Below are 24,390 nucleotides of genomic sequence, written 5' to 3'. Positions count from 1 at the left end.
ATTTTTAATGGAAGAATTTAAGACAAAGCGTGTAATTAGAGCAAGTCAAGGCAGCGAAAAACAAGCTAAAAGTTGGCTTACTGAAGCAGCACTTCGTATGTTGTGCAATAATCTTGATCCAAATGTAGCAGAAGATCCAGATTCTCTAATCGTTTATGGTGGTTTGGGGAAGGCTGCCCGCAATTGGGAATGCTTTAATAAAATTGTAGAAGTACTAAAAACATTAAATGATCAGCAGACGCTATTAATTCAATCAGGAAAACCTGTTGGTGTTTTTACCACTCATGAGGATGCTCCTCGTGTCCTTATTGCTAATTCTAATCTGGTTCCGCGCTGGGCTACTTGGGAACATTTTAATGAATTAGATAAAAAAGGTTTGATGATGTATGGCCAGATGACTGCCGGAAGCTGGATTTATATAGGTTCACAAGGTATTGTTCAAGGGACTTATGAAACTTTTGTGTCTGCAGCTCAAAAACACTACGAGGGGAGTTTGGAAGGACGTTGGATATTAACTGGTGGCTTAGGAGGAATGGGAGGAGCGCAAACTTTAGCGGGTACGATGGCAGGCGCGAGTGTTTTAGCCGTTGAATGTGATATGTCACGAATAGAAAAACGCATTAATACAAAATACTTGGATTGTTATACAACAGATTTAGATGAAGCTTTAGCCTGGATAAATGAATCCTGTCAAAAGAAAAGTCCTCTATCAGTTGCTGTTTTAGGAAATGCTGCTGAAATTTTTCCACAGTTGATTCAACGAGGAGCTTCTCCCGCCTTAGTCACCGACCAAACCAGCGCTCATGATCCTTTAAACGGATATCTTCCTGCGGGATGGACATTAGAGCAAGCAACAAAAATGCGTAAGACTGCACCTGAAGAGGTTGTTGCTGCAGCGAAAAAATCCATGGCCCTACAGGTTCATGCAATGCTTGAATTTCAAAAAAGAGGAATTCCTGTTTTTGATTATGGCAATAATATAAGGCAAATGGCTTTTGAAGCAGGAGAAAAAGACGCCTTTAAATTTGAAGGTTTTGTTCCTGCGTACATTCGACCTTTATTTTGTGAAGGTATTGGACCGTTTAGGTGGGTTGCTTTATCAGGAGATCCTGAAGATATTTATGCCACCGATGAAATGGTTAAAAAATTAATTCCAGACAATAAACATCTGCATAATTGGCTGGATATGGCGAAGAAGAAAATTGCATTTCAGGGTTTACCTGCACGGATATGCTGGGTTGGATTAAAAGACCGAGCCCGTTTAGCTTTAGCTTTTAATGAAATGGTTCGCAATGGTGACGTCAAAGCTCCTATTGTAATCGGGCGGGATCATTTGGACTCAGGTTCAGTAGCAAGCCCTAATCGCGAAACTGAGGGTATGATGGATGGAAGTGATGCCGTTTCTGACTGGCCATTACTTAATGCGTTATTAAATTGTGCAAGTGGTGCTACCTGGGTTAGCATCCATCATGGTGGTGGAGTAGGTATGGGATTTTCACAACATGCAGGTGTTGTGATTGTTGCTGATGGCACTGAAAAAGCCGCACAACGCCTTGCAAGAGTACTTCATAATGATCCTGCAACCGGAGTGATGCGGCATGCAGATGCCGGGTATGAGCTTGCAAAAAAATGCGCTAAGGAAAACTCACTTTGGTTACCTATGGAATCCTAGAATAGATTCGTAGTTGGGTTTTGTCCCAATAAAAGATCTTAGTTTGAGTTGTGTACTCTGGATGGGGCAAAAACCCAACCTATTTTTAAGGAGGTAAATTAATGCAAGAGTCTTTTATTCTTCAACCAGGTGAATTGAACTTGCATTCAATCAAAGAGATTTTAGCAAAACAATTAACTTGTGTTCTTGCTAAAGAGGCATTTGAGCGGATTCATGCATCACATCAAACAGTTAAAAAAGTAATTCTCGACAAAAAAACGGTATATGGCATCAATACTGGTTTTGGGTCTTTAGCAAATCAGACAATTTCAGAAGAAAATCTGAAACAATTGCAACGAAATATCGTACTTTCTCATGCTTGTGGCACAGGGAAACTATTATCAGATGAAATTGTTGCTTTAATATTATTGCTTAAAATAAATAATCTAGCTCAAGGATATTCCGGAGTTCGTCTAGAGCTGATTGAAGCATTAATCTCTTTATTTAATCATAAAGTATATCCTTGCATTCCAGCAAAAGGATCAGTAGGTGCTTCTGGCGATTTGGCTCCTTTAGCCCATTTATCTTTACCTTTACTGGGTGTGGGGGATGTGCGATATCAAGGAATAGTCATCAGCGCACTTGAAGGATTAAACATTGCGGGTTTAAAACCAATTGAATTAGAGGCTAAAGAGGGTCTTGCTTTGCTTAATGGACTGCAAACCTCTACTGCAATTGCTTTAAATGCTTTATTTACGACAGAAAAGTTATTTGAAACGGCACTTATTGCTGGGGCTTTATCCGTTGATGCGGCTAATGGTAGTGATGTGCCATTTGACGATCGCATTCAAAAAGTACGAGGACATGAGGCACAGAGAAATGTTGCAGCATATTATAGGGAGTTATTAGCTGGAAGCGAGATTCGCGAGGCCCATCGCCATTGCTCTCGTGTTCAAGATCCTTATTCGTTAAGATGCCAACCCCAAATTATGGGAGCAATAATGCATCAAATACGATTTGTAAGAGAGACGTTAGAGGTTGAAGTTAATGCGATTTCTGATAATCCGCTTGTGTTTAGCGAGCAAGAGCAAATAATTTCAGGAGGTAATTTCCACGGGGAAATAGTTGCTATGGCGGCTGATAATCTTGCTTTGGCTATAGCTGAGATAGGAGCGAGTGCTGAACGACGTATTGCATTACTAATTGATAAAAATTTCAGCAGATTACCTGCATTTTTAACTAAAGAAAGTGGTTTAAATTCGGGATTTATGATTGCCCATGTTACGGCAGCTGCCTGTGCAAGTGAAAATAAAGCACTAGCTCACCCACACTCAGTAGATAGTCTTCCAACTTCCGCAAATCAAGAAGATCATGTATCCATGGCAACCAGTGCTGCACGTCGTTTACATGAAATGAATGATAATACTGCAACGATTTTAGCTATTGAATTATTAGCGGCGGCACAGGGATTTGAATTTCATAAACCATTAAAATCATCAGTATTATTAGAAGAAATTTATCAGCAGATTCGTTCCCATGTAGCCGCTTATGATACCGATCGATATTTCGCGCCTGACATTGCTATAATCAAGCAGCAAATCCTAAATGATAAATTTGTTACTCCATTTTTCCATTTATGGAATAAAGATTAGGAATAAAAGTGACTATTGAAATTTATACCGATGGAGCATGTAAAGGAAACCCAGGGCCGGGTGGTTGGGGTGTTTTGCTTCGTTATAAAGGACAAGAAAAAACCTTATATGGTGGGGAAGCGCATACTACAAATAATCGCATGGAGCTTATGGCCGCAATTAAAGGCTTGGAAGCCTTAAAGCGCCCCTGTTCAGTTGATCTGTATACCGATTCGCAATATCTAAGACAAGGAATGACTGAGTGGCTGCCTAACTGGAAAATAAAGGGTTGGCGAAACTCCAAAAAGGAGCCTGTCAAGAATGCAGATCTTTGGAAAATATTAGATATATTAGCTTCTCGTCACCAAATAAAATGGCATTGGGTAAAAGGGCATTCTGGTCATGTAGAAAATGATTTGGTAGATGCTTTGGCAAATCAGGCGATTGAAGAATTAAGCGAGTAAAAGATGCGTCAGATTATTTTAGATACAGAAACTACTGGTATAGGGCCAGAGCACGGACATCGTGTCATCGAGATAGGCTGTGTGGAGTTAGTTGAAAGAAAATTAACTGGGAAACATTTCCATGTTTATCTCAATCCTCAGCGACAGGTTGATGAGGGTGCTTTTCGTGTTCATGGAATAAGTGATGAGTTTTTGCAAGACAAACCACTATTTGAAGAAAAAGCTGAAGAGTTTTGGCAGTTTATTGTTGGGGCTGAATTAATAATTCATAATGCCCCTTTCGATGTTGGATTTTTAAATTCAGAGCTAAAGCTGATTAAATGGAACAAAAAACTTGAGGATTATTGTAATATTGTTGATACATTAGTTTTGGCACGTGAAAAATATCCTGGACAGCGAAATAGTTTAGATGCTTTATGCAAACGATTCGGCATAGATCACTTTAACCGTGAACTTCATGGTGCTTTGCTGGATGCGGAGATCCTGGCATATGTTTATCTGGCAATGACTGGCGGTCAAACCAGTTTATTTGCAGAAGTTGAAGAATCTTCCATTCATGCCAAAGTCAAAACTCAAGAAATTGCTGTACTTCAATTAGAAAATCCTGTTGTTTTACCTGCAGAACCAGAGGAACTTGAACTTCATAAAGCTTTTGTTGAGTTTCTGAGTAAGAAATCAGGAGTTAATCATTGGGATCAAAACTGATAAATATAATAAACTGACAGATACTAGGTCCAATTAGGACCAGGTATCCATCATTCTTTATTTATTTTAATTTCTATTGGCTTTTGGGAATTAGGTATTTTATCGCAAAATCTTTACCAATACATTCTCCAAGCGCTTTTCCCCAAATCCCAGCATTATCACTGTTGATTTTATCAGGAATAGTACTATAAAGTTCTTGCTGACATTTACTGACGCTATCTGGAATCTTTGCAGCACATTGTTCATAAGTCATTTTGATTTCATCAAGCCGCTTTTTTAGCTGAGGATCATTTTCAAATCCTTTGCAGATGAGATCAGGCAATAATGGGGTAACTGATTTTAACCAACTGTCTTTTGATATATCAATTGGATTATTAGATGTATTATTATTGGAAGAGACATCTCCGGCACTAGTACTACTGGATGTATCTTCAGCATTTATTGTGAAAGAAATAAATGTACTACCTAACAAAATGTACAATCCTGTAAGCAAATTTTTATTCATGATTGAATACCTATTAATATCCCTCCATTAAATAGTAGAACAAATAATTCTACTTTGCTTAAAAATAATTTGTATTGATTAAATAATGAACTAGAATTAAGGTGAAGATGGATAAATCATTAGGAAATATTATGGAAAAACAAAGTTCTATTTTATTATCATTAGTTTATTTTTTATTTATTCCTCTATTTGCTTTTCTTTTTTGTTCTTCCGCTGCTTTAGCAAACACCTTTGTTTTCAATCCCAATACCTTGACATGGAAGGCTATAGATTCAAATGGCAAAGTTGTGCGTATAGGAAAAGGATCTGGTGGTAAAAAATATTGCCCGGACATCCATAGGGGATGTAAAACACCAAGTGGTGTTTTTACAGTATGGAGTAAGGGAGGACCTGGATGTGTTTCGAGTCGTTATCCTGTAGGACGCGGTGGCTCGCCAATGCCATATTGTATGTTCTTTACTAAATATTATGCAGTACACGGTTCTTATGAAGTCCCTAATTATAATGCGAGCCATGGCTGTATTCGGGTACATCCAGCTGATGCTAAATGGCTAAGCAAAAATTTTATTAAAATAGGAACTAAGGTTGTTGTTAAACCTTACTGATTCTGCAAGCGCAGGTAACGAGGCAAAATATATTTTGCTTCGTTACGCCAAAATGATACTGAGTATTATTAATTAATAATCATCCTCATCATCAATACTAAATGATGAACCGCATCCGCAAGTAGTTTTTGCGTTTGGATTACGAATGACAAACTGCTCACCTTGAATGCCTTGGACATAATCAATTTCAGCATCATGCAAATATTGATAACTCATTGAGTCAACTAGAAGTTTTACTGAGGAGACACCATCTGAACATTGCTGAACAACTACAGTATCATCTTCGTTGATTTCTTCATCAAAACTAAATCCATACTGGAACCCAGAACAGCCTCCACCTGTAATTGAGACGCGGAGATTCAAGTTTAAATTATCTTCTTCTTTTATTAGCTCTGCCACTTTATCTGCTGCACTAACAGAGAAGTGGATGTTGCTGGCAGTAGGGGATATATCAATAGCAGCCATTTTAACTCCCGTTGTATCATATAAATTATAATGCAATTATCGAATAATTTGTTCAATTGTAGCACCACCCAGACATTGGTTTTTATCATAAAAAACTACATATTGTCCTGGGGTAACTGCTCTTTGTGGATTTGAAAACATCACATAATGCTGATTATCATTCAGAGGTGAAATGATGCAGCCTTGTTCTGCTTGTCTGTATCGTGTTTTGGCGTAACAGGTAAGTGGCAAATTATCCTTACAATCAGCTAACCAATGAATTGGGCTACAAATCAGTCCTTGTGCATAGAGCATGGGATGTTGACTGCCTTGAGCCACATATAAAGTGTTAGTAGATACTTCTTTATCGACCACATACCAAGGATCATCGGTTGAGTTTTGTAAACCACCAATACCCAGCCCCTGGCGTTGACCTAAAGTGTAAAACATTAATCCATCATGTGATCCTAGAACTTTGCCATCAGTGCTTTTGATTTCACCAGGTCTAGCCAGAATGAACTCTTTTAGAAAAGATTTAAAACGTTTTTCACCAATAAAACAAATTCCAGTTGAATCTTTTTTTGCTTGAGTAACTAAACCCAAATTTTTAGCGAACGCTCTAATTTCTGGTTTTGTATAATCGCCAATTGGAAATAGGGTTTTTGCTAAAGCTTTAGGATCTACCGCATGAAGGAAATAGGTTTGGTCTTTATCACGATCTTTCGCTTTGTATAAAAATCCTACTTCTCCTGCTATTTTATTTTTAGCATAATGGCCTGTTGCAATATAGTCAGCTCCAAGTGTTAATGCATGGTTTAAGAAAGCATTAAATTTGATTTCTTTATTGCACAATACGTCAGGATTAGGAGTTCTCCCTTTTTCATACTCACTTAAAAAATGGGTGAACACTCTTTGCCAATATTCTTCAGAAAAATTAACAGTATGCAGCGGTATATGTAATTGATTACATACGGCCTGAGCATCTGCAAGGTCTTGGGCTGCGGGGCAGAATCCGTCTTTATCGTCTTGTTCCCAGTTCTTCATGAACAAGCCTTCGACTTGATAACCTGCTTCTTGCAATAACCATGCTGCAACGGATGAGTCAACGCCGCCAGACATTCCAACAATAACTTTAGCTTTCATAAAATTAAGATACCGCTTAATATTCTATGTTTCAAAATCATAGCCGGGGTTTCGCTGCGATACACCCCAGCTATGATTTTGATGACATTATTAAAAAAATATAACTCTTTAGGATACGACAATAATGCTGCACTTACAAGAAATGGTTAAACAAGGCCAACAAACTAAAATGGTGACACTGAGTGAGCGCTTACCTAATTATATTACCTCTTCCTGTCAGTTGGATGTTACTTATCATGTTGAAGCTAAAGAAGATTTTTATTTAATTCATCTTCATGTTAAGGGGCAGTTACCCATTCAATGCCAGCGTTGTCTGGACGAATTTAATTTTCCGTATGATAATATTACTGTGATTGCTGTATGTCGAAATGATGAAAGGGCAGAACAGATATTAGAACATTACGAATGTATTGTTTCTGAAAATTTGCAGGTTAGTTTGGAAGATATACTAATTGATGAATTACATCTCTACGCGCCACAATTTCATCCAAAAATTGATGATTGCAGCAATGAAGTTAATCAAATTTTAGTGGGAAAAAATGAATTTTATTGAAATTTTATCTAATTAACACTAATATTCCCGCTTTATGAATGCAATTTGTTTAGGAGTAATACAATGGCTGTACAACAAAATAAAAAGTCACGCTCACGTCGTGATATGCGTCGTTCGCATGATGCTTTGACCAAGCCAACACTGTCTGTTGATGAAACTACCGGTGAAACTCATCTTCGTCATCATATGACACCAGATGGTTATTATCGTGGTAGAAAAATAATTGACACTGATACTGTTTACGAACAAGAGTAATTTTCTTGAAAAATATCACCATTGCAATTGATGCGATGGGTGGGGATCATGGTTTAAATGTTGTGATTCCTGCCTGTATTCGTGCAGCAAAGAATGATCCTGATTTGAAACTTATTCTTGTCGGAGTTCATGACAAGATTAGTGCTATTCTAAAAAAACAGGGTGTAGCGTCTTCAAATCAATTTTCCATAGTTCATGCTTCTGAAGTAGTAACTATGGATGAGTTGCCTTCGCATGCTTTGCGAAATAAAAAAGATTCTTCCATGCGTGTAGCCATTAATTTGGTGAAAGAAGGCATGGCTCAAGCTTGTGTTAGTGCTGGGAATACTGGTGCTTTAATGGCTACGGCACGTTATGTTTTAAAGACGCTGCCTGGAATCGATAGGCCCGCAATTGTTTCCGAGCTACCAACTATGAAAGGTAGGACATGGGTGATTGATTTGGGTGCTAATGTTGATTCGTGTGCAGAACATTTATTTCAGTTTGCTGTTATGGGATCTGCATTAGTACAAGCTGTAGCGAATAAGCCTAAACCTAAAATCGCCTTATTGAATATTGGCGTGGAAGAAATGAAGGGAAATGATCAAGTAAAACGCACAGCTCACATGCTTGCCGAATGCGAGATTATGAACTATGTTGGTTATGTAGAAGGTGATCATTTTTATACCGGAGATGTGGATCTGGTTGTTTGTGATGGTTTTGTGGGGAATGTAGCCTTAAAAGCAAGTGAAGGTCTTGCCAAGTTGTTTGTAAGTTTACTCATGGAGTCATTTAGCAGAAGCTGGTATACCAAACTTTCTGCGTTAATTGCGCGTCCAGCATTAAAACATCTTAAGAAGCGCTTTGATCCTTCTCGTTATAATGGCGCAAGTATGCTCGGTTTAAATGGTATTGTAGTAAAAAGCCATGGTGGTGCTAATGAATTAGGATTTCAACATGCTATTGAACAAGCAGTTCTTGAGGCTAAAAATAACGTAGTAGATTTAGTACGTGTCCAAATAAATGATTTTATAAATCAGGGATTGCTGTTATGAATAATGCTGTAATACGTGGTACCGGAAGTTATATTCCTGAAAAACAACTTACCAATCTTGAACTAGAGTCAATGTTGGACACTACTGATGAGTGGATTGTTACCAGAACCGGCATCAGCAGCCGTAGCGTCGCGCAACCTTACGAAACAACCTCGTATATGGCTTCCAAAGCTGCTGAGCAGGCGTTAATCTCCTCAGGCTTGAATGCTGATGAAATCGATTTGATATTGGTTGCTACATGTACTCCGGATCATTTTTTTCCTGGAGTTGCTTGCTATGTTCAACATGCTTTAAAAATTAAGCGACCTATTCCTGCTTTTGATGTTGGTGCAGCATGTAGTGGTTTTGTATACGTGATGGATATTGCAAAACAGTATATTACATCCGGTGCAGCAAAAAATGTTCTCGTCATCGGTAGTGAAAGCATGTCCAGAGCAGTAGATTGGACTGATCGATCAACCTGTGTTTTATTTGGCGATGGCGCTGGAGCAGTGGTTTTAAGTGCCAGTGATAAACAAGGTATTATGGGAAGTGTATTACATGCTTCTTATGATGCTGAAAAATTATTAAATCTTAGTAACGCAACATTTGATAATCAACGTGCAACGATTAGTATGCGAGGTAATGAAGTATTTAAAATTGCCGTCAAAATTATGGGCGATGTTGTTGATGAAGTTCTAGAGATGAGCCATTTGAAAAAATCTGATATTCAATGGTTAATTCCTCATCAAGCAAATATGCGTATCATTCAGGCCATTGCTAAAAAGCTTGACCTTCCTATGTCACAAGTGATTGTTACTATCGGTAGCCAAGGTAATACTTCGGCTGCATCTATTCCCTTGGCTTTGGATCATTCTATTCGGACCAATCAGATTAAAAGAGATGAGTTGTTATTGATTGAGTCTTTCGGTGGTGGAATGACTTGGGGAGCTATGGTAATTCGTTATTAATAATTTACTTGATTCAACTTTTTGAATTAAATTTTTAGTTCGGAGCTATTTTTAAATGGTAAAAACCGCATTTGTATTTCCTGGGCAAGGTTCACAATCAGTTGGTATGTTGGCTGATTTTGAGTTGCAATATCCTATTATTGTAAAAACTTTTGCAGAGGCATCAGAAGCAGTAGGTTATGATTTATGGAAACTTGTGCAACATGGGCCGGAAGAAAAACTAAATCAAACAGAGCATACACAAGTTGCGATGCTTACTGCTGATGTGGCTGTATATAGAGTATTGATGCAACAAGGTGTTGCCAAGCCTATTCTTATGGCTGGCCATAGCCTGGGTGAATATGCTGCATTGGTTTGCGCTGACGCACTGTCATTATTTGATGCCGCATGTTTAGTAGCTCGGCGAGGACAGTTAATGCAAAATGCAATACCTTTGGGCATGGGGGCTATGGCTGCAATTGTGGGTTTAACTGATGAACAAGTAAAAGCTCTATGTGAGCAAGCCAGCCAAGAACATGAGGTTGTAACGCCAGCCAATTATAACGCAATTGGACAAGTTGTTGTTGCGGGACATACTCCAGCCGTTACGCGAATACTAGAATTAGCTGAGGAGGCTGGTGCTCGTCTGGCTAAAGTAATTCCAGTTAGTGTTCCATGTCATTGTCCCTTACTATCTGAAGCAGCAGCATCCTTTGCTGAATATTTGGCTAAAATCGAATTTAAAAACACAAAAACAGATGTAGTAAGTAACGTTGATTTAAGCATTTATCATTCTGTTCAGCACATACGTGAAAAGTTAAAAGAACAATTATATAGCCCTGTTCGTTGGGTTGAAACAATCCAGCTCTTTAAAAATAATGGAATAGAACTTGTTTTAGAGTGCGGACCAGGAAAAGTATTGGGCGGCTTAATTAAAAGAATAGACAGAAGTTTAAATACTATTAGTGTTTACGATACTATTAGTCTGGATCAGGTTGAAGAGCAATTTGCCTAGTTTGTCCAAAGATACAACCTAAAAAATAAACATTTTCTATTGAGGAAATACATGATGAGTCTAGAGGGAAAGATTGCCTTGGTTACAGGTGCAAGCCGAGGAATAGGTCAGGCTATAGCCCTTAAATTGGCGCAGCAAGGTGCTTTTGTATTTGGTACAGCTACTACAGAACAAGGTGCTCAATCGATTAATGCCTATTTTGAAAAAGAAAAACTATCTGGAAAAGGATTGGTTCTTGACGTTACAAATTCGGAGCAAATAGAGCAAGTTATAGGTGAGTTGACTCATGAGAATCAATCTCCGTCAATATTAGTTAATAATGCCGGGATAACATCAGATAATTTATTACTGCGTATGGATGATGAAGAGTGGTATAAAGTAATCGAAACAAATTTGAATTCAATATACAAAGTGTCTAAAATTTGTATAAAGCCTATGTTTAGAGCACGATGGGGACGTATAATTTCTATTGGATCAGTGGTGGGTTCAAGTGGAAATTCTGGTCAGGTGAATTATACTGCAGCGAAAGCAGGTATTGTTGGTTTCAGTAAGTCTTTAGCTCAAGAAGTTGGGAGCCGAGGAATTACTGTTAATGTTGTTGCACCTGGTTTTATTGATACAGATATGACCGCTGCTTTACCTGACATGGTAAAGGACGAAATGTTAAAGAGAATTCCTATGCGTAAGCTAGGAGAACCCAAGGATATAGCTGAAGCAGTAGCATTTTTGGCATCAGACAGTGCTAAATATATCACAGGTGAAACAATTCATGTCAATGGCGGTATGTATATGGACTAAATGCACTTGCGTTATCTGTATAAATGAATAAACTATACCACTTCCATTTAACTTTGGTTGTTTGGGATTACTAAAAATATAAGTGATTGATTAGGTTAAAAATGTATTTAGGTTTATTGACCAAGTAAAAAAAATTAAGTGGAAGTAGTATATTAAATAATCCGAAGTTTTTTTAAATTTCTATCAACCGAAAGAGGAAAATCAAGTTATGAGTACAGTTGAAGAGCGTGTTCGCAAAATTGTTGTTGAACAACTAGGCGTTAAAGAAGAAGAGTTAAAGAATGATGCATCATTTGTTGATGATTTAGGTGCTGATTCTTTAGATACTGTGGAATTGGTTATGGCTCTTGAAGAAGAATTTGAAACAGAAATTCCTGATGAGAAAGCTGAAAAAATTACCACGATTCAAGAAGCGATTGATTATATTGAATCTAATTTAAATAAAGAAGAAGCATAACTATTTGCTTTTATCTCTTTCTCTCCCTCTTGCATGTGGGAGAGAAATGGGAGTGTTTTGCGAGGAGCTTTCATTGAATAAGCGGCGTATAGTGATTACTGGTATGGGTATGGTTACCCCTGTCGGTCTTAATGTAGAAGAAACTTGGCGAAATATATTAGCTGGTGTAAGTGGTGTTGTTTTGGCAGATGAGTTTGATGCCAACGAATACAGCTCTCGCATCTGGGCTAAGGTTAAGAATTTTAATATTGAGAACTACGTTGCGCTTAAAGATGCGCGTAAAATGGATTTATTTACCCAATATGGTATTGCTGCAGCTGATGAAGCAATGCTTGATTCGGGATTGAAGATTGACGCAAATCTATCAAATCGTATTGGTGTAGCTGTGGGTGCGGGTATTGGTGGCATCCAGACAATTACCAATAACCAGGATAAACTGATGGCGGGTGGTCCACGAAAGGTTTCTCCATTTTTTATTCCGGCAGGTATCATAAATATGGTTGCTGGACAGATTTCAATTCGACATAAGCTTAAAGGCCCCAATGTTTCTGTTGTTACTGCCTGCACTACTGGCACACATAATATTGGTCTAGCTGCACGAATGATTGCTTATGGTGATGCTGATGTTATGTTATGTGGTGGGGCTGAAATGACCTTAACCCCGCTGTGCTTGGCAGGATTTTCTGCTGTGCGATCTCTATCTAAACGTAATGATGAACCTGAAAAAGCATCAAGACCTTTTGATAAAGATAGAGATGGTTTTGTTATGGGTGAAGGGGCAGGTGTTCTTGTGATAGAAGAGTATGAACATGCCAAAGCTCGTGGTGCAAAAATTTATGCTGAACTTGTAGGGTTTGGTATGTCTGGTGATGCTTATCATATCACTGCTCCTGATGATGATGCTGATGGTGCTGCTCGTGCAATGGAAGCAGCCATACATGACGCAGGTATCGATCCAGAACAAGTTGATTATATCAATGCACATGGCACTTCGACCTATCTTAATGATTTAAATGAAACAAAAGCGATTAAGCGCATATTTAAACAACATGCGTATGATTTAGCAGTCAGTTCTACAAAATCAATGACCGGTCATTTATTGGGGGCTGCAGGTGCTGTAGAAGCAATATTTAGTATTTTAGCAATTAGAGATCAAATTGCTCCACCAACTATTAATTTGGATAATCCAGATGAGGGATGTGATTTGAATTATGTACCCTACACACCCCAAAAACGATCTATTAATTATGTTCTGAGTAACTCACTCGGTTTTGGTGGAACAAATGGCAGCTTATTATTCAAGCGTGTATAAATGACATTTCCAAGACATAAAAAACTGGTACTTTATGTTCTAATGTTTTTTATGTCTTTTTTTATTTTCTTTTTGATTACCTATTTTCAAATTACTAAACCTATTGTTCCCATGCAGGGTTCTCCGGTCATTATCACTCTTGACCGAACTGCTACGGCCTCACAATTTGTAAAAATATTAAAAGATAAAAATTTAATACGTTCAGACAAAATGCTTCTAACGATGATTCGTTTTTCAGGATTGTCCTCTCAACTCAAAGCTGGTGTATATCAAATACAGCCAGGTGAAACTGCGATGCAGTTAGTGCATCGAGTTGTAGCAGGAGATGTCTTAACGCAAAATTTTACAATTATTGCAGGGACCACCCAGCAGAAAATATCCCAAGATTTACTAAAAGCAGCTTATTTGAATTATCGACCAGAGGATTGGAATTCTATTAAAGATAATCATCCAAATGCTGAAGGATTATTGCTTGCTGATACCTATCAATATCGCGGTGGTAGTACTGGTAAAAGTTTATTAGAGCATGCCCATCGTAACTTAGTTAATTATTTGACTATGAGTTGGGTCAATAGAGCACCTAACTTGCCCTATAAAAATCCATATGAATTGCTAATAGCAGCCTCAATAATTGAAAAAGAAACTGCTATTCCACAAGAGCGTAAGCTGATTTCTGGTGTCATGCTCAACCGTTTAAATAAAAATATGCCTTTACAGATGGATCCCACGGTCATTTATGGTTTAGGGGCTGCATATACGGGAAAATTATCTCATGACGATTTACTAATCGATACACCTTATAACTCATACCACTATAGAGGATTGCCTCCAACACCTATTGCCATGGTTGGCAAAGAATCATTAGATGCTGCAGCCCATCCTCAATTATCTAATTATTTATATTTTGTTGCTAAAGGGGATGGAACTCATCAGTTCTCAGAAACTTACCAGCAACAAAAACAAGCAATTAATCAATATAAACGGAAGGATTTCTGATGTTGTTTTCAACCGGGAAGTTAATTGTTATTGAAGGGTTGGAGGGGGCTGGTAAGTCCACTGCAATAAATACGGTTATAGATCTGCTTGAAAAGAAACATATCAAAACCCTAACAACCCGGGAGCCTGGTGGAACAGTAATAGGTGAGATTTTACGTGATCTGATTAAAAATCCAGAATATAGGGATACTTTGGATGATCGAAGCGAATTGCTATTACTCTATACAGCCAGAATTCAGCTTCTCGAAGAAGTTATTAAGCCTTCATTACGTCAAGGAATTTGGGTTATTGCAGACCGATTTGAACTATCAACCATGGCTTATCAAGGTGGTGGAAGAGGATTAGATCAGGAGGTGATTAATCAATTATCTTCTTTTGCTCTGAAGGGATTTAAACCGGATTTGACTTTATATTTGGATATAAGCCCTGAAGAAGGAATGGCGCGAGTTAAATCTAGGGGTGAGGTTGACAGGATTGAGCAGCAATCGATTGATTTCTTTCATCGAGTCCATAAAAGCTATATTCAGCATGTTGAAATGAGTACTAATACGGTAACTATTGATGCGCGACGATCGTTACACGAAGTACAACAGGCTATTCAAAATGCAATGAATGAATTTATAGAGCAGCAGCAATGAGTCACATCAAGGAGCTGCAGAACCTTTCTTCACTTGATGAAAAGGATAGGTATCAATCACAGTGGGATCAGATTCAATTTGCATGGGCAAATCATCGTTTGCCTCAGTCGTTGTTATGTGTTGGATCATTTGATTATGCCTTTAAAGATTTTATCAGAAAATTATCTCAATTAATTTTCTGTAAAATGAAAGAAAATCAACCTTGTTTTCAATGTACTGATTGTCAAATGGTTGCTCGTGGTGAACATCCTGATGTGAAATGGGTTAAACCAGAAAAAAGTGGTGGACCAATTAAAATCGATCAAATCAGAGAATTACAAAGTTACGCCTATTTAACTCCCCAACGAGCCAAATTTCGTTTGATTGTGATTGAATCTGCCGAACGAATGAACACCGCGGCTGCAAACTCATTACTAAAAATTTTGGAAGAGCCTGCTCCGCAAACCATATTTTTACTTTTAGCCCAGCAATTAAGCACTTTATTACCTACAGTTTTAAGTAGATGTCAGATAGTACGTTTTGCTTCGCCTGATGATTTATTACTTATTAATTTTCTACGATTAGCGGAATATTTTCCCGAAGAATCCGAACAGACTTTGATTATTAAACAATCTGAATTTATTTTAGATGGCATAATTGCAGTAATGGAACAAAAGAAACATCCGAGTATGGTAGCCGCCCAATGGAGTCAGTTTGAATTTGGTGCATTACTGTGGCTTCTTTATTTAGTATATGCGCAAATACACGTGATGCAAATTAATGGGGCTGTAGCTACGGGACCAGCTATTTATCAACTAAATTATTTAATGTCTAAAATTGATTCCATAACGATTTTTTCTCAAATCGATAAAATAAATACATTACAACGAAAATTAAGCCATAATATGAATGTAAATCAAACTTTGGCATTAGAGGATTTATTACTAGGATTAAATAGCTAATCTAATGTTTTCCCATAAAAAACGTGATGAATATATTTTGTGATTTTTTATCGGAAATTCAGGATGTTTAAAGGAGATCTGTGATGGATACTATACAACAGATTAATTGCTCGTTTATTAATGAATCAGCGCTTTATATGGCTTATATGCCTTTTGTGAAAGGAGGTGGGCTATTTATCCGAACTAACACGAACTATGAGCTTGGTTCAATAGTTAAGCTCTTGATCAAATTAATGGATGAAGATGAGCTCTATGTAGTTGATGGTAAAATAGTTTGGATTACACCTAAAGGAGCCCAGGGTAATAAAGTGCCAGGAGTTGGCGTGCAATTTATTGGGGAAAATAGCCGTTATTTGTGTAATAAAATAGAGACCTATCTAGCAGGCATGCTAAAATCTTCTCAGTTAACAGATACAATGTAAATTAATTCAATGTAAGAAATAATTCCTATTATCTTATGCTGAATTGATCAATATTTTATGAGGTTATTCCATGTTAGTTGATTCACATTGTCATTTAAATTTTCTTGATTTATCTGATTTTAATAATGATATGGCTAATGTCTTAGCGCAAGCAAAAGAAAATGACGTGCAGCATTTTTTATGTGTTTGTGTTGAACTAAATGACTATCCCAAATTAGAACAACTTGCTGCAGAATACCCTAATATCAGTATTTCTGTTGGAGTCCATCCAAATACTGAAATGGAATATCCAGTTACGTCACAAATGTTATGTGATTTAGCCGCGAATCCAGCATGTATTGCAATAGGTGAAACAGGTTTGGATTATTATCGAACCCATACTGAGGAAGCGCAAGAGGTACAGCGTAACCTATTTAGACAGCATATAAAGGCTGCTTTAAAATCTTCGAAGCCATTGATTATTCATACCCGGCAAGCGGCAGAAGATACAATCGCATTAATGGCAGAGGAACATGCCCAACAAATTGGTGGCGTAATGCATTGTTTTGCTGAGAGCCTTGATATAGCACATAAAGCCATGGATTTGAATTTTTATATTTCCTTTTCAGGAATTGTTACCTTTAAAAACGCAACTGCACTTCAAGAGGTAGCACGGAAAGTGCCCTTGGATAGAATACTTATTGAAACGGATGCGCCTTATTTAGCCCCTGTACCATATCGTGGCAAACAAAATCATCCTGCTCTTGTGAAATATGTTGCCCAGGCGATAGCAGACCTTCGTAATATGTCATACGATGAGATAGCTGAAATTACCACAAATAACTTTTATACTTGTTTCAGATTGTAGGATATTTTTAGTTTGGATGAATTTTAGCCTGGGTGCAACGAAGCGGAATAGGGGTTGCTCTATTAAAAATTTCCTAGGTTCGCTGCGCCCAGGTTACAATCTACTCGTTCTAATATTATTTAGTGATGAAGTGAGGATTAATTAATGACTTTGTATATAGGTTTGATGTCTGGAACAAGTATGGATGGTATTGATGCCGCGCTTGTCGATATATCAAAAAATATACTAATTTGTGGAATCACTAAAAAATACAGTAAAGAAGTGAAAACACGTATTGATAAGCTGCTTTCTGGTGCGGATTTAAGTCTGGCTTCTATTTGCCAACTGAATACATTGATTGGAAGAGAGTTTGCATATGCAGTTAATGAATTATTGCAGAACGTAAAATTGTCAGCCAATGAAATTTGCGCCATAGGAAGTCATGGTCAAACAGTGTGTCATGATACCAATTGCAATATTCCATATACCTTACAGTTAGGATGTGCCCATACTATATCTGAATTAACTGGAATCACTGTTGTTGCAGATTTTAGGACTCGTGATTTAGTGTTAGGTGGGCAAGGAGCACCGTTCGCTCCTCTTTATCATCAGCAATTATTTAAAGATGTAAATAACTATATTGCTGTAGTAAATATAGGTGGCATCGCCAATATTACATTTATTAATGAAAGTGAACCAATTAAAGGTTGGGACATAGGACCTGGAAATTGTTTAATGGATGCTTGGATTATGAGACACCAAGGAGTAACTTATGATGCAGAGGGAGCATGGGCACAGCAGGGTGAAGTGATTGAACCTCTTCTAGAAACACTAATGTCTGATTCTTTCATTATTTCTTCAGCTCCAAAAAGCATAGGTAAAGAATATTTTTCTTTATCATGGCTAGAACGCTATTTAAAAGAAGGATATAGACCTGTAGATATACAAAAGACCCTGCTTGCATTTACGGCTAAAACAATTGCAGGAACAGTATTAAACGAACCAGGACATGTCAAAAAAATGTACTTGTGTGGTGGAGGTGCCCACAATCTTGTCTTATTACAAATGATTGCTCAATTATTGCCTCAGACCAGTGTAATGAGTATTGCTGAAGTAGGTATCAGTCCCGATTATTTGGAAGCGATGATGTTTGCCTGGTTTGCTGCTCAAACGATCAATCGAGTTCCAGTTGATTTAAGTACTATTACTGGCTCGCGACACCCTGCAATTTTGGGGGCAATCTATCCAGTAACAAAATAAGATAAATGAATAGCAAGCTTAGGTGCCATGCAGCAAAACTCAAGTTTAAACAAAGAACTTGCCTTATATTATCTTCTATATGTCTTTTATGTAACAAGAACGTATTGACAAAATAAATACGTATAGGCTTAAATGTGGAATTTCAAACGGAGTGACCTTAAATTGAGCGCACATTATTCAGATAAAACACATCAAGGAGCGAGCACGAATCTTGTAGCCGCTTATTTTATTTTCTTCCTTGCCGCATCTTTTTATTTATATGAATTTATTTTGCAAGTAGCGCCTAGCGTTATGGCTGAATCCATGATGAAAACTTTTGGGGTTACCGGTCAAGGGTTTGGCGTTATATCTGCTTTTTATTTTTATGCCTATGCTCCAACACAATTACCTGCGGGTGTGTTATATGATCGTTATGGTCCACGTAAACTCATGACTTTTGCAATTATCCTATGTGCGCTAGGGTCTGCTTTCTTTGCATCAACAGACAGTGTATTTACGGCGTGTATTGGAAGGTTTCTTATTGGAATTGGCTCGGCATTTTCATTTATTGGTGTCCTGGTCCTTTTATCACGTTGGTTTCCTCCTTATTATTTTGCCATTTTGGCAGGGGTCGCCCAATTGATGAGTTCAGTAGGTGCTATTTTTGGCGAAATGCCTCTTGCCTATTTAATTCAAGCTGTTGGATGGCGTAATGCAAGTTTCATTCTTTCAATTATTGGCTTTATTTTAGCAGCATTTTTTTGGTTGTATATCAGAGATTACCCCCACCAAAAGAGTCAATCAGTTCCTGAACATTACCTACGTGATGAATGGAAACGACTTCTTGCCGTATGCAAACATAGTTATACCTGGATAATAGGTTCTTATGCTTTTACGATCTGGGCTCCCATAGCAGTTTTTGCTGCACTCTGGGGTGTTCCATATTTACAAGAAAAACTCCAAATAAGCGTGGTTGCTGCTTCAGGACTATGCAGTATGATTTGGATTGGAATAGGTGTAGGGAGTCCTCTTTTAGGATGGTTCAGTGATAAAATTGAAAGTCGACGAATCGCTCTGATTATTAGTGCAGTTTTAGGTTTATTTGCAACATTGGTCCTATTGTATTTGCCTGGGTTATCTTATGGATGGACTCCTTTTATTCTCTTTGTGCTGGGTTTAGGAGCCGGTGGTCAAACGGTAAGTTTTGCAGTGGTCAAAGAAAATAACGCTCCCGATCTGGTTGGTACTGCTTCAGGTTTTAATAATCTTTCGGTAGTGATAGGTGGTGCAATATTCCAGCCATTAGTAGGTTACATATTACAGCATACTAACTTATGGCATGTTGTGAATGGGGCGCATGTATATAGTGTTGCAAGTTACCAAATTGCCTTAATCGTAATGCCAATATGCTTTTTAGCTAGTTTGCTTATTGCAGCCTTCTTACTTAAAGAGTCTCATCCAGCACATCAGAAGCATTAACGCTAATTGTTCCAACTCATCTTTTCAATAAGGAAAAAGATGAGTTGGTTTGTTCTCACGATCCTAACTGATGGTTACATAAAGGAATCAATAAGTCCGGGGTGGGTGTGTCCTTTTGATCTTTTGGTGTAAACCATAATAAAGCACATTTCTCTTTATAAAAAATAAAATGTGCTTCATTTAACCTACTTAAATATTTTTGCTTAGCATATGCCTCATAGCAGCTTTCATTGCGCGCTATCCGATAAAATTTTTCGTCAAAAGCAATTAACTTTGCGGCTAAAAATTTTGCTGCTTCTGAAGTATCCCAGGAACTGGATAGGATTGTAGTAATGTTATTAGGGTGAGTAAAAATATGATCCTCAAAAGAGTCAAATAGAATGTCCCATAAACTTAATGCTTCAAAAGGACCTTTAATTTGTGAGATTGTTTGCACAAATTGGCAAACCGTTGGAGCATGCAACTGCAAAATACCTTCTTTTCGTGCCTCTTCTAAAAGAAAAAACTGAATGGAGTGAGCCCATTTACCATGCTTGGGGCCCGCCCCCGCATCAGCGGATAAATAACCATTTTTTAGTAGAATGTTATTAAACAGGTCCGGTGTCAGCTCACCATACAAAACAGGAGTGTGTTTAGGATAGTGGAACTGTGGGCTGGTTTTAAATTCTTCACTAATCTCAAAAGAGTCGGGCCTATTAAAATGATTTTTGCTGCCCCATTCATCGAAAAATTGGCGTAAAGTTTTTGTTTCATGTTGGGTAAATGCAAAATAAGCTGTAACAAATTTTTTCAAGCCTTTGAATACCAGTTCTTCATTGCAAAAAAACTTCCAGATAGCAATAACATCTTCTTTAAGATGATTGTCTAGCTCAGTGTAACCTAAGTCTTGTAAGCTTTGTTCGTAATCATTTGTATCTTCTTTTCCTGTTTGTATGAGTTCAATAGTCATAATTCTTATTCCCTTTTAAAAATATAACCAAACGAACCTTGGCATATTGATACTTGGATTGTTGCGCAATGAGTTGAAGCAAAAATGATTTTTTTGTTAATTAAAACACAATACTAGTCATTGATTAATATTTATGTCAAATGCCTGATCTCACGGTATTAAATTGTGCCCGTAAATGCAATGATTATACTAATTGATACTTAATTACAAGCAATAGATTTTATACCAGCACAATAGCACGAACTGTTCCAGCGAATGCGGAGGGTAAATGTTCATCCTGGCCTGGGGTAGGTATGTATGAAAGGGCCGGTTCAAGGTAGACATTAGTCATTAGTTTTGCCTGGTAATAAATTTGGTACATCAACTCAGAGGAGCGGTTTGAGATTCTGTGATTGAGCCAAGCAAGAGAAAATCCTGTACCTAAAGAGTCTCCTTCACGGTTTGCAATAAGGCCAAATAGAGTGAAGCCAGCGCCAATGGAGCGCTTCATGGGTAAAACACTGGAATTATTGATACTCAATTGATAAAACGCAGAAATGCCACTGATGTCATATCCTGGGTGGCGATACCATAAACGTTGAGAACCAAATAAATAAGCACCAGTTGCTCCTTTTTCGGATAGATTATGTTGACGAATCAAACCGGTCTGATGCCATACTCCTATTCCTGCTGTACCTGGTCGGTGGTTCTTACCTAGAGTCCAGGCTCCACCAGATTCAGTTACCTGAAAATAGTTTCCATTGAAGGTTGGACCACTTAAACCTGTTTGCTTCCCACTGGCTAAATTACCATCATATATTCCATATGAAAGATACCATTGAGCCATTGGAGCCCAAGTCGTAGTAATGCCATATGCAGTATTTGTATAGCCAGGCATGACTCCATCTACAGCTGGATTAATAAAAATCGGAGTATAAATTAAGCTCGTTACAGCAGGAATATTAGGCTCATCAGAGCTAAGAGGGGCGGGTTTGATTACATTATTAAAATCGAGCGTAGTAATAGTTTTTCCAATTCGAACAAACATTTTTTTATCAAAAAGTTCTTGTCTATACCAAAGAGCATATAGCTCGGACCGATTAAAAGGGTAAACATCGGGTAATGAGTTATACCCTTGAATAATACCTGCTTGGGCATTGGTATTTTGAGCGTTTTGTTGCAAAAACTGGGCGCTAAACAATCCTCCTTTCCATCCATTAAATTGTTCCGTGTTTACCGTAAGATCCAATAAAAACACGCTGTTTGATGTTACACGATCAGCATCTGGTATTCCTCCTGAAAACAATTTATTCGTGTCACCAATCCAGGCACCTTGAACCATAATTCCATGATTATTTTCAATACCTAGTTTTTTCTGCACGTAACGTTGCATTGCCCCCGAACCCGTGGTTACATTGACTGCAGCGGGGTTAGAACTGATACTGGAGTTGTTGATTACATTTTGAGGTTTAGCTGATATTGTGGAAATGGACTTTGAGGTTTTTGCATTCACAATATCAATGCAATTTATAAGAATAAAGAAGATAAAAAATAGTAATCGGATCATAATTTTTCTTTTATAACCACTAGGAAGAAATTTATAAACTTGCAGCCTAAATAGTCCACAAGTTTAAATGAGCATGGCGGACTAACAGCCCGCTCCAGACAGCAGTATTGCAGATGCAAGTTGGTTCTGGTTCAAAATATAGGTTTTATTAGGAACAATATCGACCCAGTTTGTAAGTAAATCAGGTTTCTTTTTGCCAGTTGACCACACGACTACTCTAAAGTAATGGGCATGATTAGGTATATTGAGCTGGATTTGCCCTTTTTGAGAAAGAGTCATCATGGATCTCAAGTCCAATTTTGAACCATTCATGATGGTTTTATTGTTCTCTTGAATGGCCTCAGCTGATGCAGCCCATTGTATTGCAATTTTGCCTGGATTACTTTTTTCAGGGTAATTTGTTTTATTATCAAGCACAATTGAGGTAGCTAAGGCAGTTGAAGCCATGAAGTATAAGCATAAGTAAGCTGAGATCTCATTCATTATTTCACCTAAAGGTTATTCAACAATTTTGCCTTCTTGGGGCTCACAGGTTGCCATTTCATTGATCTTGGGCGTTGTTAGAGGGAACTTGCCTTCAGAGCTGAGTGTGGTCGTCTTCCCATGGTGTATGAAGGCTTCTTTAGGAATATGAACAGCTACGTTTTTAATGACATTAACCGCTTCAGGAATATTGAAATCTCCTACCATGCTTAAAAATTGATAACTTTCTTGGGGAGAGAACCCTTGAGTGCGTACTAAAAAGTCAATTGCATTCTTGGAGGCAAGCTGCATTGCTTCAAACAAGTTTTCATGTAAACCCATTATTATCCATTCCTCAGCATTTTCAACAATAGGCCAGGTGAATAAATTACTTCCATTCCGTTTGGTTTTATCAAATACTCCTTCGGCTCTTAAATCTTTTCTTACAATAAATTGCAAGGTGATTCCTTCGTAGGAGGTCTCGAGTGCTGTGACATCAATCTCTCCATTGCTCTGCATTGCATGTGAATCACCAGTCCATACCAAAGCACCCTTTTGAAAAACAGGCAGATATAGAATGGACCCAGCTTGCAGACTTGGCTGATCGAGGTTTCCTCCAAAAGGGCCTGGTGGGACCGAGTTGAATTGTCCTGGAACGGGTTGGCCCATATGAGTTTCTAAATGCACAGGCCATCCATCAGGCCAATCTCGAGGTGGGGCAACTGCAATAACCCCCGGAAAGGGTTTTAGGCGTAAGCATATACCTTTGGTGAATTCTGTGGTGGTCTTTTCTTTATTATATTTGAAGTACATGATTCTTGGTTTAGTAAACTCTGATAAAATTCCTTGTGTTGGGCTTAAAAAGTTATATCCAAAATCATTTAATTTGATATCTAATACTCGAATCTCGAGTACATCCCCGGGCTCTGCTTCTTCAATGTAAACAGGGCCTGTTAAGCTATGCATACCTCGTCTTTTTTGAATATCATGTTTTGCATAGAATTTTGCAATTTCAGCTGGGGTTGTTTTATTAAAGACCATTTCATGCAAGCAACTATTCCAAGTTTCTAAAGACACAGAATCTCCAGAGTGAACTTTAACTACAGGTGTTTTATCTAATGCAAAAAGGCCGAGGGTTACTGTGTCTTTGCTGGCGGCCACTTTGTATGTTTCTGCATGAGCAGTAGAGAAAAATGCAGTTGCTATTAATAAAGAGAATAATTGGATTTTCTTTAGCATTTCTTGTCCTTAAGAATAAATGATGGCAATAAAGTGCATCATATAACTTAATAGATTTAATATGAATTTAATAAAAATTCAAGTTAGAGTCATCATTCACAAAACCATTATGAACTAACTTCATAATTAAGCTTGTCTTACTCTATTTAGCT

Annotated in this window: 27 protein-coding genes; 20 read left to right on the top strand and 7 right to left on the bottom strand. The window is 37.8% G+C overall.

The window, feature by feature from the left end:
- Window positions 1-7 precede the first annotated feature (7 nt).
- From hutU to dnaQ, 4 genes are all read left to right on the top strand, one after another.
- Complete coding sequence (gene hutU / locus DGG96_RS08785; protein ID WP_110142352.1) at window positions 8-1,672, top strand: urocanate hydratase; 1,665 nt, start codon at window positions 8-10, stop codon at window positions 1,670-1,672.
- Between the two features lie 101 nt (window positions 1,673-1,773).
- A complete protein-coding gene (gene hutH / locus DGG96_RS08780; protein WP_110142351.1) occupies window positions 1,774-3,303 on the top strand; it encodes a histidine ammonia-lyase in 1,530 nt (509 codons plus the stop codon).
- An 8-nt stretch (window positions 3,304-3,311) separates the two neighbouring features.
- Window positions 3,312-3,746: a ribonuclease HI gene (rnhA, locus tag DGG96_RS08775; protein ID WP_110142350.1), complete on the top strand. Its 435-nt coding sequence runs from the start codon at window positions 3,312-3,314 to the stop codon at window positions 3,744-3,746.
- A 3-nt stretch (window positions 3,747-3,749) separates the two neighbouring features.
- Window positions 3,750-4,451, top strand: a complete 702-nt coding sequence (dnaQ, locus tag DGG96_RS08770) for a DNA polymerase III subunit epsilon (protein ID WP_110142349.1) — start codon at window positions 3,750-3,752, stop codon at window positions 4,449-4,451.
- Between the two features lie 73 nt (window positions 4,452-4,524).
- On the opposite strand, the gene DGG96_RS08765 is transcribed toward dnaQ, so the two are convergent.
- Entirely contained in the window at window positions 4,525-4,956 is a 432-nt protein-coding gene (locus tag DGG96_RS08765; RefSeq protein WP_110142348.1) for a hypothetical protein, read from the bottom strand.
- A 131-nt stretch (window positions 4,957-5,087) separates the two neighbouring features.
- Here DGG96_RS08765 and DGG96_RS08760 point away from each other — a divergent pair, with 131 nt between their 5' ends.
- A complete protein-coding gene (locus DGG96_RS08760; protein WP_110142401.1) occupies window positions 5,088-5,561 on the top strand; it encodes a L,D-transpeptidase in 474 nt (157 codons plus the stop codon).
- Between the two features lie 72 nt (window positions 5,562-5,633).
- Here the strand turns inward: DGG96_RS08760 and erpA are convergent, their stop codons facing one another.
- Window positions 5,634-6,026, bottom strand: coding sequence for an iron-sulfur cluster insertion protein ErpA (gene erpA, locus DGG96_RS08755; RefSeq protein ID WP_110142347.1), 393 nt, complete (start codon window positions 6,024-6,026; stop codon window positions 5,634-5,636).
- Window positions 6,027-6,062: 36 nt separating this feature from the next.
- Window positions 6,063-7,148, bottom strand: coding sequence for a tRNA 2-thiouridine(34) synthase MnmA (gene mnmA, locus DGG96_RS08750; protein ID WP_110142346.1), 1,086 nt, complete (start codon window positions 7,146-7,148; stop codon window positions 6,063-6,065).
- Window positions 7,149-7,272: 124 nt separating this feature from the next.
- Here mnmA and DGG96_RS08745 point away from each other — a divergent pair, with 124 nt between their 5' ends.
- The 15 genes from DGG96_RS08745 (at window position 7,273) to DGG96_RS08675 (ending at window position 20,042) form a co-directional block, all read left to right on the top strand.
- A complete protein-coding gene (locus DGG96_RS08745; RefSeq protein ID WP_110142345.1) occupies window positions 7,273-7,701 on the top strand; it encodes a YceD family protein in 429 nt (142 codons plus the stop codon).
- Window positions 7,702-7,764: 63 nt separating this feature from the next.
- Entirely contained in the window at window positions 7,765-7,956 is a 192-nt protein-coding gene (gene rpmF, locus DGG96_RS08740; protein WP_028380381.1) for a 50S ribosomal protein L32, read from the top strand.
- Between the two features lie 5 nt (window positions 7,957-7,961).
- The gene (gene plsX, locus DGG96_RS08735; RefSeq protein ID WP_110142344.1) at window positions 7,962-8,990 is read left to right on the top strand and encodes a phosphate acyltransferase PlsX; all 1,029 of its coding nucleotides are present in this window, start codon (window positions 7,962-7,964) and stop codon (window positions 8,988-8,990) included.
- Window positions 8,987-9,940 carry a beta-ketoacyl-ACP synthase III gene (locus DGG96_RS08730; protein WP_110142343.1) on the top strand — a complete coding sequence of 318 codons (954 nt, stop codon included), beginning with the start codon at window positions 8,987-8,989 and terminating at the stop codon, window positions 9,938-9,940. The genes plsX and DGG96_RS08730 overlap by 4 nt, the downstream gene beginning before the upstream one ends.
- Before the next feature lie 55 nt (window positions 9,941-9,995).
- On the top strand, window positions 9,996-10,934 hold the full coding sequence (gene fabD, locus DGG96_RS08725; protein ID WP_110142342.1) for an ACP S-malonyltransferase: 939 nt from the start codon (window positions 9,996-9,998) through the stop codon (window positions 10,932-10,934).
- 51 nt (window positions 10,935-10,985) lie between these two features.
- The gene (gene fabG / locus DGG96_RS08720; protein WP_110142341.1) at window positions 10,986-11,732 is read left to right on the top strand and encodes a 3-oxoacyl-ACP reductase FabG; all 747 of its coding nucleotides are present in this window, start codon (window positions 10,986-10,988) and stop codon (window positions 11,730-11,732) included.
- Between the two features lie 208 nt (window positions 11,733-11,940).
- Entirely contained in the window at window positions 11,941-12,189 is a 249-nt protein-coding gene (gene acpP / locus DGG96_RS08715) for an acyl carrier protein (protein WP_003631752.1), read from the top strand.
- A gap of 73 nt (window positions 12,190-12,262) precedes the next feature.
- Window positions 12,263-13,501, top strand: a complete 1,239-nt coding sequence (fabF, locus tag DGG96_RS08710; RefSeq protein WP_110142400.1) for a beta-ketoacyl-ACP synthase II — start codon at window positions 12,263-12,265, stop codon at window positions 13,499-13,501.
- Complete coding sequence (gene mltG, locus DGG96_RS08705; RefSeq protein ID WP_110142340.1) at window positions 13,502-14,497, top strand: endolytic transglycosylase MltG; 996 nt, start codon at window positions 13,502-13,504, stop codon at window positions 14,495-14,497.
- Window positions 14,497-15,135 (top strand): dTMP kinase, encoded by a 639-nt coding sequence (tmk, locus tag DGG96_RS08700; RefSeq protein ID WP_110142339.1) that lies wholly within the window; start codon window positions 14,497-14,499, stop codon window positions 15,133-15,135. Before mltG ends, tmk begins: the two co-directional genes overlap by 1 nt.
- Window positions 15,132-16,076, top strand: a complete 945-nt coding sequence (locus DGG96_RS08695) for a DNA polymerase III subunit (protein WP_110142338.1) — start codon at window positions 15,132-15,134, stop codon at window positions 16,074-16,076. The genes tmk and DGG96_RS08695 overlap by 4 nt, the downstream gene beginning before the upstream one ends.
- 83 nt (window positions 16,077-16,159) lie before the next feature.
- Entirely contained in the window at window positions 16,160-16,498 is a 339-nt protein-coding gene (locus DGG96_RS08690; protein ID WP_110142337.1) for a PilZ domain-containing protein, read from the top strand.
- A 70-nt stretch (window positions 16,499-16,568) separates the two neighbouring features.
- Complete coding sequence (locus tag DGG96_RS08685; protein ID WP_110142336.1) at window positions 16,569-17,345, top strand: TatD family hydrolase; 777 nt, start codon at window positions 16,569-16,571, stop codon at window positions 17,343-17,345.
- A gap of 144 nt (window positions 17,346-17,489) precedes the next feature.
- Window positions 17,490-18,584, top strand: coding sequence for an anhydro-N-acetylmuramic acid kinase (locus DGG96_RS08680; RefSeq protein ID WP_110142335.1), 1,095 nt, complete (start codon window positions 17,490-17,492; stop codon window positions 18,582-18,584).
- A 162-nt stretch (window positions 18,585-18,746) separates the two neighbouring features.
- Window positions 18,747-20,042 (top strand): MFS transporter, encoded by a 1,296-nt coding sequence (locus tag DGG96_RS08675; protein WP_110142399.1) that lies wholly within the window; start codon window positions 18,747-18,749, stop codon window positions 20,040-20,042.
- A 55-nt stretch (window positions 20,043-20,097) separates the two neighbouring features.
- On the opposite strand, the gene DGG96_RS08670 is transcribed toward DGG96_RS08675, so the two are convergent.
- The 4 genes from DGG96_RS08670 to DGG96_RS08655 form a co-directional block, all read right to left on the bottom strand.
- Window positions 20,098-20,991 carry a LirA/MavJ family T4SS effector gene (locus DGG96_RS08670; protein WP_110142334.1) on the bottom strand — a complete coding sequence of 298 codons (894 nt, stop codon included), beginning with the start codon at window positions 20,989-20,991 and terminating at the stop codon, window positions 20,098-20,100.
- Between the two features lie 220 nt (window positions 20,992-21,211).
- Entirely contained in the window at window positions 21,212-22,537 is a 1,326-nt protein-coding gene (locus DGG96_RS08665; RefSeq protein WP_110142333.1) for a carbohydrate porin, read from the bottom strand.
- A gap of 81 nt (window positions 22,538-22,618) precedes the next feature.
- Entirely contained in the window at window positions 22,619-23,020 is a 402-nt protein-coding gene (locus DGG96_RS08660; RefSeq protein ID WP_110142332.1) for a hypothetical protein, read from the bottom strand.
- A 15-nt stretch (window positions 23,021-23,035) separates the two neighbouring features.
- Window positions 23,036-24,238 carry an acetamidase/formamidase family protein gene (locus DGG96_RS08655; protein WP_110142331.1) on the bottom strand — a complete coding sequence of 401 codons (1,203 nt, stop codon included), beginning with the start codon at window positions 24,236-24,238 and terminating at the stop codon, window positions 23,036-23,038.
- Window positions 24,239-24,390 lie beyond the last annotated feature (152 nt).

This window comes from Legionella qingyii (assembly GCF_003184185.1).
This window is presented reverse-complemented; position numbering and strand designations above follow the sequence as displayed.

What these genes read in the sequence shown, in the direction of transcription:
- DGG96_RS08685 (WP_110142336.1), top strand. Translation starts at nt 16,569, where the DNA reads ATGTTAGTTGATTCACATTGTCATTTAAATTTTCTTGATTTATCTGAT.
- mnmA (WP_110142346.1), bottom strand. Translation starts at nt 7,148, where the DNA reads ATGAAAGCTAAAGTTATTGTTGGAATGTCTGGCGGCGTTGACTCATCC.
- fabG (WP_110142341.1), top strand. Translation starts at nt 10,986, where the DNA reads ATGATGAGTCTAGAGGGAAAGATTGCCTTGGTTACAGGTGCAAGCCGA.
- DGG96_RS08660 (WP_110142332.1), bottom strand. Translation starts at nt 23,020, where the DNA reads ATGAATGAGATCTCAGCTTACTTATGCTTATACTTCATGGCTTCAACT.
- DGG96_RS08695 (WP_110142338.1), top strand. Translation starts at nt 15,132, where the DNA reads ATGAGTCACATCAAGGAGCTGCAGAACCTTTCTTCACTTGATGAAAAG.
- DGG96_RS08765 (WP_110142348.1), bottom strand. Translation starts at nt 4,956, where the DNA reads ATGAATAAAAATTTGCTTACAGGATTGTACATTTTGTTAGGTAGTACA.
- mltG (WP_110142340.1), top strand. Translation starts at nt 13,502, where the DNA reads ATGACATTTCCAAGACATAAAAAACTGGTACTTTATGTTCTAATGTTT.
- DGG96_RS08670 (WP_110142334.1), bottom strand. Translation starts at nt 20,991, where the DNA reads ATGACTATTGAACTCATACAAACAGGAAAAGAAGATACAAATGATTAC.
- hutH (WP_110142351.1), top strand. Translation starts at nt 1,774, where the DNA reads ATGCAAGAGTCTTTTATTCTTCAACCAGGTGAATTGAACTTGCATTCA.
- DGG96_RS08745 (WP_110142345.1), top strand. Translation starts at nt 7,273, where the DNA reads ATGCTGCACTTACAAGAAATGGTTAAACAAGGCCAACAAACTAAAATG.
- tmk (WP_110142339.1), top strand. Translation starts at nt 14,497, where the DNA reads ATGTTGTTTTCAACCGGGAAGTTAATTGTTATTGAAGGGTTGGAGGGG.
- hutU (WP_110142352.1), top strand. Translation starts at nt 8, where the DNA reads ATGGAAGAATTTAAGACAAAGCGTGTAATTAGAGCAAGTCAAGGCAGC.
- fabD (WP_110142342.1), top strand. Translation starts at nt 9,996, where the DNA reads ATGGTAAAAACCGCATTTGTATTTCCTGGGCAAGGTTCACAATCAGTT.
- acpP (WP_003631752.1), top strand. Translation starts at nt 11,941, where the DNA reads ATGAGTACAGTTGAAGAGCGTGTTCGCAAAATTGTTGTTGAACAACTA.
- erpA (WP_110142347.1), bottom strand. Translation starts at nt 6,026, where the DNA reads ATGGCTGCTATTGATATATCCCCTACTGCCAGCAACATCCACTTCTCT.
- DGG96_RS08680 (WP_110142335.1), top strand. Translation starts at nt 17,490, where the DNA reads ATGACTTTGTATATAGGTTTGATGTCTGGAACAAGTATGGATGGTATT.
- DGG96_RS08665 (WP_110142333.1), bottom strand. Translation starts at nt 22,537, where the DNA reads ATGATCCGATTACTATTTTTTATCTTCTTTATTCTTATAAATTGCATT.
- DGG96_RS08730 (WP_110142343.1), top strand. Translation starts at nt 8,987, where the DNA reads ATGAATAATGCTGTAATACGTGGTACCGGAAGTTATATTCCTGAAAAA.
- DGG96_RS08690 (WP_110142337.1), top strand. Translation starts at nt 16,160, where the DNA reads ATGGATACTATACAACAGATTAATTGCTCGTTTATTAATGAATCAGCG.
- rpmF (WP_028380381.1), top strand. Translation starts at nt 7,765, where the DNA reads ATGGCTGTACAACAAAATAAAAAGTCACGCTCACGTCGTGATATGCGT.
- DGG96_RS08655 (WP_110142331.1), bottom strand. Translation starts at nt 24,238, where the DNA reads ATGCTAAAGAAAATCCAATTATTCTCTTTATTAATAGCAACTGCATTT.
- dnaQ (WP_110142349.1), top strand. Translation starts at nt 3,750, where the DNA reads ATGCGTCAGATTATTTTAGATACAGAAACTACTGGTATAGGGCCAGAG.
- DGG96_RS08760 (WP_110142401.1), top strand. Translation starts at nt 5,088, where the DNA reads ATGGAAAAACAAAGTTCTATTTTATTATCATTAGTTTATTTTTTATTT.